This is a genomic window from Fischerella sp. PCC 9605, assembly GCF_000517105.1.
Classification (GTDB): Bacteria; Cyanobacteriota; Cyanobacteriia; order Cyanobacteriales; family Nostocaceae; genus PCC9605.
The window spans coordinates 46,600-60,638 of sequence record NZ_ALVT01000034.1 but is presented as its reverse complement, the minus strand read 5'-3'; the positions used below and the strand labels follow the sequence as shown (position 1 = coordinate 60,638).

Annotated in this window: 11 protein-coding genes; 8 read left to right on the top strand and 3 right to left on the bottom strand. The window is 43.3% G+C overall.

Annotated elements, in window-relative coordinates; all coding sequences use genetic code 11:
• Positions 1-236 precede the first annotated feature (236 nt).
• From FIS9605_RS0100720 to map, 3 genes are all read left to right on the top strand, one after another.
• Positions 237-3,068, top strand: coding sequence for a M16 family metallopeptidase (locus FIS9605_RS0100720; protein WP_026730867.1), 2,832 nt, complete (start codon positions 237-239; stop codon positions 3,066-3,068).
• Positions 3,069-3,202: 134 nt separating this feature from the next.
• Entirely contained in the window at positions 3,203-3,700 is a 498-nt protein-coding gene (locus tag FIS9605_RS0100715) for a cupredoxin domain-containing protein (protein ID WP_026730866.1), read from the top strand.
• A 319-nt stretch (positions 3,701-4,019) separates the two neighbouring features.
• The gene (gene map, locus FIS9605_RS0100710; RefSeq protein ID WP_026730865.1) at positions 4,020-4,847 is read left to right on the top strand and encodes a type I methionyl aminopeptidase; all 828 of its coding nucleotides are present in this window, start codon (positions 4,020-4,022) and stop codon (positions 4,845-4,847) included.
• A 187-nt stretch (positions 4,848-5,034) separates the two neighbouring features.
• Here the strand turns inward: map and FIS9605_RS0100705 are convergent, their stop codons facing one another.
• From FIS9605_RS0100705 to FIS9605_RS0100695, 3 genes are all read right to left on the bottom strand, one after another.
• On the bottom strand, positions 5,035-6,165 hold the full coding sequence (locus tag FIS9605_RS0100705; RefSeq protein WP_026730864.1) for a CO2 hydration protein: 1,131 nt from the start codon (positions 6,163-6,165) through the stop codon (positions 5,035-5,037).
• Between the two features lie 178 nt (positions 6,166-6,343).
• Positions 6,344-7,846 carry an NADH-quinone oxidoreductase subunit M gene (locus FIS9605_RS0100700; protein ID WP_026730863.1) on the bottom strand — a complete coding sequence of 501 codons (1,503 nt, stop codon included), beginning with the start codon at positions 7,844-7,846 and terminating at the stop codon, positions 6,344-6,346.
• Between the two features lie 107 nt (positions 7,847-7,953).
• Positions 7,954-9,810 (bottom strand): NAD(P)H-quinone oxidoreductase subunit F, encoded by a 1,857-nt coding sequence (locus FIS9605_RS0100695; protein WP_026730862.1) that lies wholly within the window; start codon positions 9,808-9,810, stop codon positions 7,954-7,956.
• A 623-nt stretch (positions 9,811-10,433) separates the two neighbouring features.
• Here FIS9605_RS0100695 and FIS9605_RS0100690 point away from each other — a divergent pair.
• From FIS9605_RS0100690 to FIS9605_RS0100670, 5 genes are all read left to right on the top strand, one after another.
• Complete coding sequence (locus FIS9605_RS0100690) at positions 10,434-10,742, top strand: carbon dioxide-concentrating mechanism protein CcmK (RefSeq protein ID WP_009457333.1); 309 nt, start codon at positions 10,434-10,436, stop codon at positions 10,740-10,742.
• A gap of 102 nt (positions 10,743-10,844) precedes the next feature.
• Positions 10,845-11,189 (top strand): carbon dioxide-concentrating mechanism protein CcmK, encoded by a 345-nt coding sequence (locus FIS9605_RS0100685; protein WP_010995041.1) that lies wholly within the window; start codon positions 10,845-10,847, stop codon positions 11,187-11,189.
• Between the two features lie 6 nt (positions 11,190-11,195).
• Positions 11,196-11,498, top strand: a complete 303-nt coding sequence (locus FIS9605_RS0100680; protein ID WP_026730861.1) for a EutN/CcmL family microcompartment protein — start codon at positions 11,196-11,198, stop codon at positions 11,496-11,498.
• A 102-nt stretch (positions 11,499-11,600) separates the two neighbouring features.
• Positions 11,601-13,262 carry a ribulose bisphosphate carboxylase small subunit gene (locus tag FIS9605_RS0100675; protein ID WP_026730860.1) on the top strand — a complete coding sequence of 554 codons (1,662 nt, stop codon included), beginning with the start codon at positions 11,601-11,603 and terminating at the stop codon, positions 13,260-13,262.
• A gap of 118 nt (positions 13,263-13,380) precedes the next feature.
• On the top strand, positions 13,381-14,028 hold the full coding sequence (locus FIS9605_RS0100670) for a transferase (RefSeq protein WP_026730859.1): 648 nt from the start codon (positions 13,381-13,383) through the stop codon (positions 14,026-14,028).
• Positions 14,029-14,039: the final 11 nt, after the last annotated feature.

The window sequence follows — 14,039 nt, the reverse complement described above, 5'->3', positions numbered from 1 at the left end:
GGGTATAGGGGTATAGGGTATCTCTATGGATTTTTCTTTGTGTCTTAGTGTCTTGGTGGTTCAAGAAAATTTATTTTTTCAAAAAAATCAACCCATCGGTAGTTGCATATTTATTACTTTATCTGTAGAATAATATTTCTCTGTAGTGTTGCTGAGGTAACATATTCCCCAGCGGGATTAGACTATAGTCGTAGAAAAAATCTGTAACTTAATTTACAGATATATTAAGCAAATACATGTCTGTGTTTACAGCGTTGCATAGATATCGTTTCTCTATTTTTGTGTTAACTCTCTGGTTTATTGCGGTTTTGCTACTCAGTGATGGATCTGCTATCAGCCATATGACCGCAACATCAGCCTTAGTAAAAACTCGCAATGATAATGTTGCTAAAAAAACACAAATCAATTCAGTGACAGATAACGTCAGCAAGACAGTACTGGAAAATGGTCTTACTGTCCTGACCAAGGAAGTCCATTCAGCACCAGTGGTGACTGTGCAAGTTTGGTATAAAGTGGGATCGCGCAACGAAGAAGCAGGAGTAAATGGTATTGCCCATCAGTTAGAGCATATGATGTTCAAAGGTACGAAAAATCGTCCAATTCAATTTGGACGCTTGTTTAGTGCTTTAGGTAGCGACTCCAACGCTTTCACGAGCTACGATCAAACTGCATACTACAGCACTGCGGAGCGCGACAAGCTGAATGCTCTTCTAACGCTGGAAGCAGACAGAATGCAAAATGCTCTGATTAATGTCGAGCAATTAGCGAGTGAGAAGCGAGTAGTAATTTCTGAGTTGCAGGGTTATGAAAACAGCCCAGAGTACCGTCTTAGTCGAGCAGTGCTACAGAAGATATTTCCCAAGCATCCTTACGGCTTGCCTGTAGGTGGCACTAAAGCTGATGTCGAGAAGTTCCAAGTTAAACAAGTACAAAAATACTATAGTAAATTCTACAGTCCTGACAATGCTGTTTTGGTAATTGTTGGTGATTTTGAAACAGCAAAAACCCTCAAAGCCGTTAAAGACATATTTGAGAAAATCCAGAATAGTCAACAGTCAACAGTCAACAGTCAACAGTCAACAGTCAAAACTACAAAGACTCTCCCTCTCTCCTCCTCTGCTATAGTTCTACGAGAACCAGGAGCAAACGCACTTTTGCAAGCAGTGTATGCGTTACCGGATGCAAATCATCCGGATGTGCCAGCGTTGGATGTAATGGATTACTTGTTGACAGAGGGACGAAATTCTCGGCTGTATCAAGCGTTAGTGGAGTCTGGTTTAGCTAGCGATCTGACAGGTTCTGTTGTCAGCTTGCGGGAAGGAGGTTGGTACGAACTATCGGTAACTGGGACTCCCGGTCAAAATTTGACAAAGATTGACTCAACGATGCAGAAGGCGATCGCCAATCTTGCTCTCAAAGGAGTAACAAAAGAAGAAGTCAACCGCGCTAAAGCACAGCTAGAAGCAGATGTGATTTTAAATAACCGTGATATCACCAGTCAAGCAATGCAACTAGGTAACGATGAAACCACTACTGGTGATTATCGCTATACAGACCGCTACTTAGCAGTTATTCGCGAAGTGACGGCTACAGATGTGCAACGTGTAGTAAATCAATACTTAAAACCAAAAGCGCGTTTTGTAGGAATTTTTGAACCAACCCAGACGCAGTCAGAAGAAAAGAGTGCTGTCAAGCCACGCTCTACACTTATAACTGAAAATTTTACTCCTGGCGAACCTCAGGAACCTGCTGAGGTGGCGAAGTACCTCCCGCGTGTAGATATGACGACAGTCTCCGCTACTCGCACGCTACCACAGCAATTCACATTGTCCAATGGCATAGAAGTATTGTTGTTGCCAGACAAAAGTACTCCAACAGTAACGTTGAGTGGTTATATCAAAGCTGGTACGGAATTTGATCAAGAGGGTAAAGCTGGACTCGCATCTTTGGTAGCAGACAATCTGATGAACGGGACTAAAACCAAGGATGTATTGACAATAGCTAAAGCTTTGGAAGAACGTGGGGCTAGCCTAGAGTTTGAAACTTATCGTGAAGGTGTGGAAATTCAGGGTAATAGCTTGGCAGGCGACTTGCCTGTGCTTCTAGAAACTTTAGGAGATGTAGTTAAAAATGCGACTTTTCCAAATAAAGAATTGGCACTGAGTCGTCAACAGGCTTTAACCGATCTGAAGCAAGAATTGGACGATCCCACAGAAGTTGCAAAAAGAACATTTTTACAATCTCTTTATCCAAAGAAACATCCCCTACACAAATTTCCCACACAAAAGAGTTTGCAGCAGATTCGCCGAGCAGATTTGGTTGATTTTAAAACTAAACACTACCGCCCAGACACTTTGGTGCTAACGCTGGTAGGAGATTTTGCTCCCGAACAGGTGCGATCGCTGATTGAAGCGGAGTTTGGTGACTGGCAAGTTAGCGGTCAACCCCCACAATTGGAATACCCAGTGGTATCAATGCCAGACAAAATCGTGCGTGTTAATCCGGTGCTTCCGGGTAAAAGCCAAGCAATTACTTATATGGGGAACACAGGTATTAACCGTAAAGACCCGCGATTTTACGCAGCTTTGGTGTTAAATCAGATTTTGGGTGGCGATACTCTATCCAGTCGACTGGGAGCAGAAGTACGCGATCGCCAAGGTTTGACTTACGGAATTTATAGCACCTTCCAAACTGGGAATAACGTTGGGATATTTTTGATTGAAATGCAAACATCCCCAGAAGATACTTCTCAGGCGATCGCCAGCACCCGCCGACTGCTACAAGAAATTCATCAGCAAGGCATTACCGCTGAAGAATTGGAGACAGCTAAACGTACTCTGATTAGTAACTATAATGTTTCTCTAGCCAATCCAGAGGAATTATCATACAGAATCTTGATGAATAAGGTGTATGGGCTAGATGCAGAAGAACTGCGCTCTTTTGTTGGTAAAGTTGCTACAGTGACCCTTGACCAGGCCAATCAAGCAGCTCGTGAGTTACTTCATCCAGATAAAATTGTGGTAGTAACAGCTGGCCCAGCTATAGTAGCAAATCAAAGTGTCAGGTAGAAATAGTCATTGGTCATTGGTTAGTAGTTAGTAGTTAGTAGTTAGTAGTTAGTAGTGAACAACCAACAACCAAAAACCAACAAAGGACAAATGACAAATGACTAATGACTAAATTTACATTTTGGTGATTACCTATGATTCAGTTCGTCGCAAGGATTTTTCTAGAGACTTTACAACGCATCTTTGTTGTAACAATTGCGTCTGTTCTGTGTTTTAGTATCATCATTGCTACTCCGGCACAAGCAGCTAATTTATCTGGAGATCTGCTAAAACAACCACCTACAGAAATTACGGTTAGCCTAGGCAATTCTAGTAACGAACTTAAGTATGAGCCAAATCAATTAGAATTTGTGGCTGGTAAACGCTACAAACTTCGGCTGATCAATCCCAGCCCCCAAAAGCATTATTTCACAGCCAAGGATTTTGCTGATAATATTTGGACACAAAAAGTCGAAGCAGGCAAAGTAGAAGTCAAAGGAGCGATTCACGAGATGGAACTCAAGCCAGGTGCTGAGGCAGAATGGGTGTTTGTGCCGCTAAAGCCGGGCAAATATAGCTTACACTGTCCCATACCGGGACATACTGAAGCTGGCATGACCGGAGATATTATCATCACTTCTGGTCAGCCCTGAAAAAGTTAGAAGATATGAAATTAAAAATTGAACATTAAAAAAATTGAGTCCCTAGTGTCAAGCATCTTGAATAGAGCTTAGCTATATACAACTTCACGAACACAGCATCAGGCAAAAAATAAGTTAATTTAAATATAGAAATTGTTTCTCAACTAAGTACTAAGAGCAAACAAACATAGGTAGGGATGGGTTTTAAGAGATATCTCGTCATTGACACCCATGAATATCATAACTAAACCTCTCCTACCAGTTGCTTGTTCCAAACAACGAACAACAAACAACAAAAAAGTGCTAAGGCGCAGATAATTATTGATTTCCCATGAACATTCTAAGTAACCTGCTTTCTCAACCAGCTCAAGATAACCGTCCTAAAAGGCAACGCAGAGGCATAGAAATTAAGTCGCCGCGTGAAATTGAAATTATGCGGCAATCGACAAAAATTGTAGCAACTGTGCTAAAAGAAATTTCTGAGTTGGTACAGCCAGGAATGACTACAGCTGACTTGGATGCTCATGCGGAAAAACGCATCCGAGAGATGGATGCAACACCTAGCTTTAAAGGATATCATGGTTTTCCCGCTTCCATCTGCGCCAGCATAAATAATGAAGTTGTGCATGGTATCCCCAATCCTAAAAAAGTTATTCGTGCCGGAGATGTTTTAAAAGTAGATACAGGCGCTTATTATCAAGGTTTTCATGGTGACTCTTGCATTACTATTGCTGTAGGTGAAGTCACCCCAGAAGCTGCGAGACTGATTCGCGTAGCAGAAGAAGCGCTTTATAAAGGAATTGAACAGGTAAAAGCAGGTAATTACCTGATGGATATTGCTGGAGCAATTGAAGACCATGTCAAAGCTAATAAATTTAGTGTAGTTGAGGACTTTACCGGACATGGTGTTGGTCGCAATTTGCACGAAGAACCTTCAGTTTTCAACTTCCGCACCCGCGATATGCCAAATGTAAAACTGCGTGCGGGAATGACACTGGCAATTGAGCCAATTCTGAATGCTGGTTCCAAGTACACGCGGATACTATCAGACCGTTGGACTGCTGTAACTGTGGATAATTCTCTATCTGCTCAGTTTGAGCATACCGTGTTGGTGACAGAAACTGGCTACGAGATTTTGACAGACCGCTCTCAAGTTTAGCTCTATTACTCCACCACACTAATTTTGATAGGTTTGTAGTGAGGGCTTTAGCCCTCATGTAAGTATGCTTAGCGCTTACTATAAACTTCCTTAGCCTGTCATAATCTTTGTGGCAGATTACTATATATATAAGGTGCGTTAGCTGACGCTAACACACCCTACAAAATTTAGCTAATCTTTGCTAAAACTAACTATTAACTTCCTGCAATCGCGAAGTTTCTAATCTATCCATCCACTTTTCTAAATAGACTCGATTTAGTCTTTGTTCTTCTGGATCTTGCGTATCCGGAGGATAAGGCATTAATCCTAAAATCGCTGCGGTAGTCACGCAGAACATCGACTTTTGGAAAGTCATGCAAATTTGCACCCGTAAATCATCTTCTCCCCGGCGACTGCGACGATACACTTCATGCAAATACTCTGGGAGAAAGTGACGCATATCTTGCATTAATAAAGTCGGAGGAATACCCGCACCGCCAATAGGCAAGGGGTCAGCATACAAAGCACCATATTGAAATCTCGATTGATCTGGTGGAATTTGATACGCTTGGGCATTGTATGAAACTGTGCCAGGAAAAGGTGTTCCCCGGAAGAAAACAGCTTCTACATAGGGTACTGCGGTATCAGCAAGGAATGTCAAACCAACACTTGCAGGAATAATGTCATAAACTTTATCCCGTATTTTGACAGAGTAGGTAATTGGTTTATTTGCGGCTTCTACTAAACCTGCTTTGATATGGTCTACAACTTGGGGAATCGATTTGATTTTGCCTTGATCGTAGAGGTCTGATAAGCTGAGGAAAATATCAGCCATGACCCGCCAGAATTGACCTAATCCGCTGTAGTAAGCAGATACTCGCAACTGTTCGATTAAGAAATCGGGAAAGAGTTGATTAATTCCCATAACAATGGGATTATTTTTAAATTTAGCTGCGATAACAGCTTGCGCTCTCTGTTGAAATTCTTTTGTATCTAAATATTTATCTAATCCACCACCACCATGCCAAAACATTGCTTTCATGCAATATTCGGCATATTCAAAATTAATTCGGTCATGCCACCAGTGACGAAGTAATTTTTGAAAAGAAATTTCTCCATTAAAATATTTAAAAAAAGGGAAAAAAACTAAGAATTGATTTTCGGCAATATAAATGAGATTTTTCGAGTAAGCATCCAAAACTACGCCATAACTCTTAAGAATGCCGACTACTTCTAACACGTTTTCTGGATTGTCGGGAAGCAATGCTCCCCCAGATTGGAGCCGTTCTATATATTCAGATAATGGATAATTAGTAGGTTTATTTTTAGCAGTTACCATTGGCAATTCTCCTAACAAAAACTGGAGGCGTTAGTGGTGAGCCAGCGCGCTCCAAAGGGGGTTCCCCCCATGAGCGACTGGCGTAGACGCCCCTTGTGGGCGGCTTCTCGTAGAGTACCCGAAGGGTTAGTGGTCTATAACCAACTACTAACTACTAACCACTAACTACTAACAAGTTTCAACTCTTACCTTGTGCCTTCTCAAAAGACACGTGGGCAACAACACTCTGAGTATTTGCTATTGCTGTTGTTGTTGCTTCAGTCCAATGTATTAACCAAGCTGGCTGAATACCAAAAATTACAATCAAAACAGCTAGAACAATTGCTGGAGCGCGATCGCTCCAATAAACTCGTGGTAAGTTGACAACTTGTGCAGATAAGCGTCCAAAAAAGGCGCGATTAGTCAGAAGTAAGAAGTAAACCGCAGTTAAACCTGTACCAACCATGCATAACAGGGTTTGTACAGGAAAAACTGCAAAACTAGCACGAAAGACAACGAATTCAGCAATAAAACCGAACATTCCCGGTATGCCAGCACTTGCCATTACTCCCAATACCATCAAGCTACCAATTACAGGCATACCTCGTTCTGGATTCAACAGTCCCCTGAGGACATCTAAATCACGGCTACCTGCTTTTTTATACACAACCCCTACTAGCAAAAACAGTAATGCAGAAATTAAGCCGTGGCTTATCATTTGCATAACTGTTCCCAATATGCTTAAAGGGGTGGCAGCAGCGGCAGCGATCAGGACGTAGCCCATGTGACCAATAGAACTGTATGCCACCATTTTTTTCATGTCTGTTTGGGCGATCGCGCAGGATGCACCGTAAAGCACGCTGACTACCGCCCAAGTTGCCAAAACAGGAGCCAAATAACTCCAAGCATCTGGCAACAAGTACATACCAAAGCGCAGTAAACCGTAAGTTCCCAACTTCAACAATACCCCAGCTAACAGTACTGAAATTGGCGTGGAAGCTTCTACGTGAGCATCCGGCAACCAAGTATGAAAGGGAACCAAGGGAATCTTGATGCCAAAACCAATTAAAATCCCCAGCAACAGCAAAACTTGTGTGGCTAAAGGTAAACCTTTGGTATTCAAAGTTTCTACAGCAAAGCTAGGAGAACCACTTAGCCACACTATGCCTAGGAAACTTGCCAAAATTAAAATTCCGGAAACAGCGGTATAAATCAAAAATTTTGTCGCTGCGTAACCCCGGCGTTCACCACCCCAAATGGCAATTAGCAAATAAAGGGGAATAAGTTCCAACTCGTAAAACAGGAAAAATAACAGTAAATCCTGTGCTAAAAATGCTCCACTGACGCCAGCACTTAACAGCAGTATCAAACAGTAATAAAAGCGCGGACGCCGTAGATTTTCATCGCTGCTGTAGATCGCAATGCAAGTCAACAGTCCATTCAAAACCAATAAAGGTAAAGATAAGCCATCTATCCCCAGGTGATAGTTCAAACCCAAGGCATCTATCCAAGGCAGAAATTCAGCAAACTGTTGAGTGATGACTGTTGGATCAAACTGGCTTGTTAAAACCAGCGTCCATACGAAAGCTAAACTGGCAAAAATCAAAGCGACACTACGAGAGAGTTTCGCATTCATGCCAACAGGCAAGAAACTGACTATAGCCGCACCTAACAATGGCAGCAAAATTAAAGCACTGAGCATAGTTTGTAGGAACTAGGGACTAGGGAGATGGGGGGAGTGGGAGAGTGGGGGAGTGGGAGAAATAACTACTAACTACTAACTGTTGACTAATGACTAATGACTATTGACTAAAAAGGCAATTTCTCCAGCAATCCTAATGACCAGCCGATGAAGAAACCCAGGATGCTGATGCCAACAACGATAGTCAAAAGATACCCTTGCGATTGACCGGAAACGCTGTATCTCAAGCTTTGCCCACCAAACATTGTTGCGAACCCTACTAAGTTAACCAGACCGTCTACTAAATAGCGATCGCTCCACGCGGAAATCTTGGAAAGCAAAGCAACAGCACTCACTACCGTAAATTTATAAATGCGGTCAATGTAAAAGTCATATCCCAGCAAATCCTGCACAAGTCTCCAAGTCAGTACTCTGGAACGCGACCAAGCTTTGTGCAGATAAATTGTAGATCCTATACCTACTCCTAACATAGTAGACGACACCAACATTGCTACTACGAACCAATTAATGCTTTCCCAGCTAGGTAAGAGATACCATTGCTGTAACATCATGGGTACTAACAGAGTCACCACTGTCAGAGCTACCATTGGCAATGCCATTGGCCAGGGAACTTCTGGTGCACGGCGGGTCTTTTGTTGGGGTTCTCCCCAGAATACTAACCGGAATACCCGCGTTAAATTCAATGCCGTTAGGCCATTCACAATTACCAAAACCCACAACACCCAAGGGGTAATGAGTGCCAAGCCGTCAGCCCAAGATAACATTGCCCAAAAGCTTCCCAAGGGTAGCAGCGTTACCATTCCGGCTGAACCGACCACAAAGGCTGTGGTAGTTGCTGGCATCCGCGACCACAAGCCGCCCATTTCTGTTAAATCTTGGCTACTAGTGGTATAAATTACAGAGCCAGTACTCATAAATAACAATGCTTTGGCGATCGCATGGGTAAACAACAAGATCAGAGCCACACCTCCTTGTTGCAAACCCACAGCCAAAAACACTAATCCCATGTATGCACTAGTGGAATGGGATAGCGCCCGCTTGATATCAGTTTGAGCGATAGACACCAAAGATGCACCGACCGCTGTTACTGTACCTATAATCATCAAGGCTCTTAAAGCAAAGGGTGACAGTGCTAGGATAGGCTGCAATTTGAACAGTATATAGGCTCCACCAGCTACTACCATTGAGTTTCGCATCACCGAAGCTGGGTTTGGCCCTTCCATCGCCTCATCTAACCACAGGTGCAAGGGAAATTGAGCGCATTTACCAGCAGGGCCTGCAATCAATGCCAATCCTAATAAACTCGATGTTAATGGGCTTAACTCTGCTGTTTGCGCCCACTCATATAAATCGGAAAAATTCAAACTGCCTGCTTTAGTAGACAGGGTTACTACTCCCATCAGCAGCAGCAAATCTCCCACACGCTTAGTTAAAAAAGCATCTCGTGCTGCTGTTACTACTAGCGGTTGAGCATACCAAAATCCCACCAATAAGTAAGTAGAAAGAGTCAGCATTTCCAGTAATGCGTAGCTGAGAAACAAGGAGTCACTTACAGCTAAGCCACTTAGCGCTGCTTCAAAAAAGCCCATCAAGGCAAAGAACCGAGCCAATGCCCAGTCTTTTTCCATGTAACCCAAAGCATAAATTTGGGCTAGTAAACTTAACCCTGCTATTAAAACTGTTGCCCCAACACTGACTGGTGAGATTTCTAAGGCAAAGGAAATATTTAAATCCGCAGCACTAAACCAGGTAATTACAAAATTTTCTGGTTCTCCATTCCAAATATCCTTGAAGACAAATAGACTATGGATAAAAGCCAAAAATGTCGTCAATAAGTTGAAATATGCTGCGGGTCTTGGTCCTGTACGGCGAACTATTCCCATTGCCCAAGGCAATGTCAAAACTGCGCCTAATAAGCTATAAAATGGTATCCACCAAGTTGTTGAGAACAGAAACTGATTCATTTAATCTTCCCTTGATGTCGCAGCTTGTAATTATTGGTCTTGTTAAATGAAATGAATAAATTAAACTCTATATAAATTTTATTAAATAGTATTATTACATTTTTGAGTCTTCATAAATAGGACAGAAACTATTATCTTACCTATAAACAATTTCTTACTTATCTATCTTGACCTCCTTTGATTAGCTTGAGAATTATGATGTGAAAACAGTCTTTTATATCGATGATAATAAGAAATTATATATTGCTTTTATAAATAAATTCCACAAACAGTAAAAAGCGAGGAAAGACACCAGTACTACTGTGTAGCTCGTTTGTCATTCCCCTAAATACAGAATTTTGGTCTGTATGAACTTGTTTGAGTGAATATTATAAAAAAATTATAAAACAGAAGTAGCTGCTCTAGGAATCTGTGAAGATTGGTTGAGCGAAATCTACCCATAAAATTTTATTAAGTTTTTTTAAACTATTTTATTATAAACTATTATACTAATTTATATTGTCAGGGGAGCCAAGCTTTCTTATGCTTAATTTGAGAACAGTTAAATAGCTCAAGATGAGCATCCCCGTCAGAATTTTCAACAAAATAGTACAAATTGCATTAAATGTGTTAGGAGTCCTGCGATGCCTATTGCGGTTGGAATGATTGAAACTAAAGGTTTTCCGGCAGTGGTGGAAGCTGCGGATGCTATGGTAAAAGCTGCTCGTGTCACTTTAGTCGGTTATGAAAAAATCGGCAGTGCCAGGGTGACAGTGATTGTGCGGGGAGACGTTTCGGAAGTGCAAGCTTCGGTAGCTGCCGGAGTTGAAGCAGCCAGAAGAGTAAACGGCGGTGAAGTGGTATCTACCCATATCATTGCTCGTCCTCACGAGAACTTGGAATACGTCTTGCCGATTCGTTATACGGAAGCTGTGGAGCAGTTCCGCACTTAGGCACAGTTCATAAACAAAACAAAACAACGGGGTTGCCTTCTTGTCGCTAGCTTTGCTTGTGTTTGATCGTTTGTTGGAAGCTTCTTAAGGATTAAAAAAATTATGTCAATTGCAGTAGGAATGGTGGAAACGCTTGGTTTCCCGGCAGTGGTGGAAGCAGCGGATGCAATGGTAAAAGCTGCTCGCGTCACCTTGGTAGGTTATGAAAAAATCGGTAGCGGTCGCGTCACCGTTATCGTTCGTGGAGATGTTTCGGAAGTGCAAGCCTCTGTAGCAGCAGGAGTTGAGTCTGTCAAGCGAGTCAATGGCGGACAAGTGCTGTCTACTCATATCATTGCTCGTCCCCACGAGAACTTAGAATATGTTCTGCCAATCCGTTACACCGAAGATGTAGAGCAGTTCCGCGAGAACGTGAACGCAATTCGTCCCTTTGGCAGAAGACCATAAAGAGTAATGCAAATTGCTAAAGTGCGCGGCACAGTAGTGAGCACTCAAAAAGACCCAAGTCTTAGAGGTGTTAAGCTACTGTTGTTGCAATTAGTAGATGAAGAAGGACGCATTTTACCAGAATACGAGGTGGCTGCTGATAATGTTGGTGCGGGAGTGGATGAATGGGTACTTGTCAGTCGTGGCAGTGCTGCGCGCCAAATTCTTGGTAATGAACAGCGTCCAGTAGATGCTGCTGTGGTGGCGATTATTGATACAATTCACGTCGAAGATCGCATGATTTACAGCAAAAAAGATCAATATCGATAGGAATTTGTTAGTGGTTAGTGGTTAGTAGTTGGTGGGAAAAAACCAACAACCAACAACCAACAACTAACAAACAACCAACAACAATTGAGGAGGAATCTCGCAATGGCAGTCCGCAGCATCGCGGAGGCGGCTCCCCCAACCCCGTGGTCAAGAAATTTAGCTGAGCCAACAATAGATCCATCAGCATTCTTGCATTCATTTTCCAATATCATTGGGGATGTACGGATAGGGGCAAATGTAATAGTTGCGCCTGGTACTTCGATTAGGGCAGATGAAGGTACGCCTTTTTATATCGGTGAAAACACTAATATTCAAGATGGTGTTGTTATACACGGCTTAGAGAAAGGGCGTGTAATTGGTGATGACCAACAAGAATATTCGGTATGGGTTGGTGAGAATAGCTGCCTCACCCACATGGCTTTAATTCACGGGCCATGCTATGTAGGAGATGGTTGTTTTATCGGTTTTCGCTCTACGGTTTTTAATGCCAGGGTGGGAGCAGGTTGCATTGTGATGATGCACGCTTTAATCCAAGATGTGGAAATCCCTCCAGGCAAGTATGTGCCTTCGGGAGCAGTAATTACTAACCAGCAGCAAGCTGACCGATTGCCAGATGTGCAAGCTGAAGATAAGGAATTTGCCCATCATGTGGTTGGTATCAATCAGGCACTGCGAGCAGGTTACTTATGTGCTGCGGATAGCAAATGTATTAGAACCATTCGTGATGAATTAACTAAATCTTATACAAGCAAAGGCGTTAATGGATTTGAAAGGAGCAGCGAGGTGTATAGCAGCAGCTTGGGTGCAGAAACAGTAGAGCAGGTACGCTATCTATTGGAGCAAGGATATAAAATCGGCACAGAACACGTAGACCAACGGCGGTTCCGCACGGGTTCTTGGACTAGTTGCAAGCCAATTGAAGCAAGAAGCTTAGGTGAAGCGATCGCAGCTTTGGAGGGTTGTTTAGCAGACCACAGCGGTGAGTACGTTCGCCTGTTTGGCATTGACCCCAAGGGCAGACGGCGCGTGTTAGAAACTATTATTCAACGTCCGGATGGCGTTGTCCAAGCACCTACTTCCTTTAAGGCTCCTGCTGCTAGTTATAGCAGTAATGGCAGCTACAACGGCAATGGTAGCAGCAACGGCAGCAGCAGCAGACTCAGCAGTGAAACAGTAGATCAAATCCGCCAACTATTAGCAGGTGGTTACAGAATTGGTACAGAACACGTAGATGAGCGCCGTTTCCGCACGGGTTCCTGGCAAAGCTGCAAGCCAATTGAAGCAACTTCTGCGGGTGAAGTGGTTGCTGCCCTAGAAGATTGTATGGATAATCATCAAGGCGAATACGTGCGCTTGATTGGTATCGACCCGAAAGCCAAACGTCGTGTACTCGAAAGCATTATCCAACGCCCCAACGGCCCGGTCGCTGCATCTGGTAGCAACAAATCAGCTAGTACGACGGCTACCTCTTTTGCTTCTACAACCGCAACAGCTACTAGTACCAAATTAAGTTCCGAAGCAGTAGAACAGCTACAGCAACTGTTGGCAGGTGGCTTTAAGATTAGTGCCGAACATGTAGATCAAAGGAGATTCCGTACAGGTTCTTGGGCTAGCTGCGGACAAATTCAGGCTAGCAGTTTGCAACAGGCGATCGCAGCATTGGAAGGATACCTCGCCGAATATCAAGGAGAATACGTGCGCTTAATTGGTATCGATCCTAAAGCTAAGCGCCGGGTATTGGAATTGATTATCCAACGCCCGTAGTAAAAGACGAGATGGGGGGATGGGGAGATAGGGAGAAATTCTTTACTAGCAGCCCCCCATCACCCCGCCTCCCCAACTCCCCATCGTATTTTCTTCGGCTTCCGAGGTTAAAAATTCCATGTCTGTGCCGCCACTGCGCCTGGGCAACAACTTTGATTCTTACATCAGTGGCGAGGTGATTATTCATCCAAGTGCAGTTCTCGCACCAGGAGTGATACTCCAAGCGGCTCCAAACAGCAAAATCATAGTAGGTTCTGGAGTTTGCATTGGTATGGGGTCAATCCTTAAAGTCCATCAAGGAACCTTAGAAGTAGAAGCAGGAGCAAACTTGGGAGCCGGTTTCCTAATGATTGGTGAGGGTAAAATTGGCGCAAACGCTTGCATTGGTGCGGCGACAACAGTTTTCAATTATTCTGTGGAACCTGGACAAGTAGTTGCACCCGGTTCAGTTCTAGGAGATACCAGTCGGCATATTTCCGATTCTGTCGATACGACTTACCAAACACAACAGCCGGAACCGTCCACCACCAATTCTGCTTCTATTGAAGAGGACAGGTCGCCACAGGAACAGGCAGATACGGGAAATTCTCATGTCGATATCTCCGCGTCTTCTGCAACTGAGGGTATAAAAGAGCCTACCACTGACTCGCCAAACAATATCGGTACTCACATCTATGGACAGGGAAGTATTCAGCAGCTTTTGATCACGTTGTTTCCACATCGGCAATCCTTGAACAAACCCCCCTCTGACGAGCAGTCCGAATAAGTGTTAATTGT

What these genes read in the sequence shown, in the direction of transcription:
- FIS9605_RS0100720 (WP_026730867.1), top strand. Translation starts at nt 237, where the DNA reads ATGTCTGTGTTTACAGCGTTGCATAGATATCGTTTCTCTATTTTTGTG.
- FIS9605_RS0100715 (WP_026730866.1), top strand. Translation starts at nt 3,203, where the DNA reads ATGATTCAGTTCGTCGCAAGGATTTTTCTAGAGACTTTACAACGCATC.
- map (WP_026730865.1), top strand. Translation starts at nt 4,020, where the DNA reads ATGAACATTCTAAGTAACCTGCTTTCTCAACCAGCTCAAGATAACCGT.
- FIS9605_RS0100705 (WP_026730864.1), bottom strand. Translation starts at nt 6,165, where the DNA reads ATGGTAACTGCTAAAAATAAACCTACTAATTATCCATTATCTGAATAT.
- FIS9605_RS0100700 (WP_026730863.1), bottom strand. Translation starts at nt 7,846, where the DNA reads ATGCTCAGTGCTTTAATTTTGCTGCCATTGTTAGGTGCGGCTATAGTC.
- FIS9605_RS0100695 (WP_026730862.1), bottom strand. Translation starts at nt 9,810, where the DNA reads ATGAATCAGTTTCTGTTCTCAACAACTTGGTGGATACCATTTTATAGC.
- FIS9605_RS0100690 (WP_009457333.1), top strand. Translation starts at nt 10,434, where the DNA reads ATGCCTATTGCGGTTGGAATGATTGAAACTAAAGGTTTTCCGGCAGTG.
- FIS9605_RS0100685 (WP_010995041.1), top strand. Translation starts at nt 10,845, where the DNA reads ATGTCAATTGCAGTAGGAATGGTGGAAACGCTTGGTTTCCCGGCAGTG.
- FIS9605_RS0100680 (WP_026730861.1), top strand. Translation starts at nt 11,196, where the DNA reads ATGCAAATTGCTAAAGTGCGCGGCACAGTAGTGAGCACTCAAAAAGAC.
- FIS9605_RS0100675 (WP_026730860.1), top strand. Translation starts at nt 11,601, where the DNA reads ATGGCAGTCCGCAGCATCGCGGAGGCGGCTCCCCCAACCCCGTGGTCA.
- FIS9605_RS0100670 (WP_026730859.1), top strand. Translation starts at nt 13,381, where the DNA reads ATGTCTGTGCCGCCACTGCGCCTGGGCAACAACTTTGATTCTTACATC.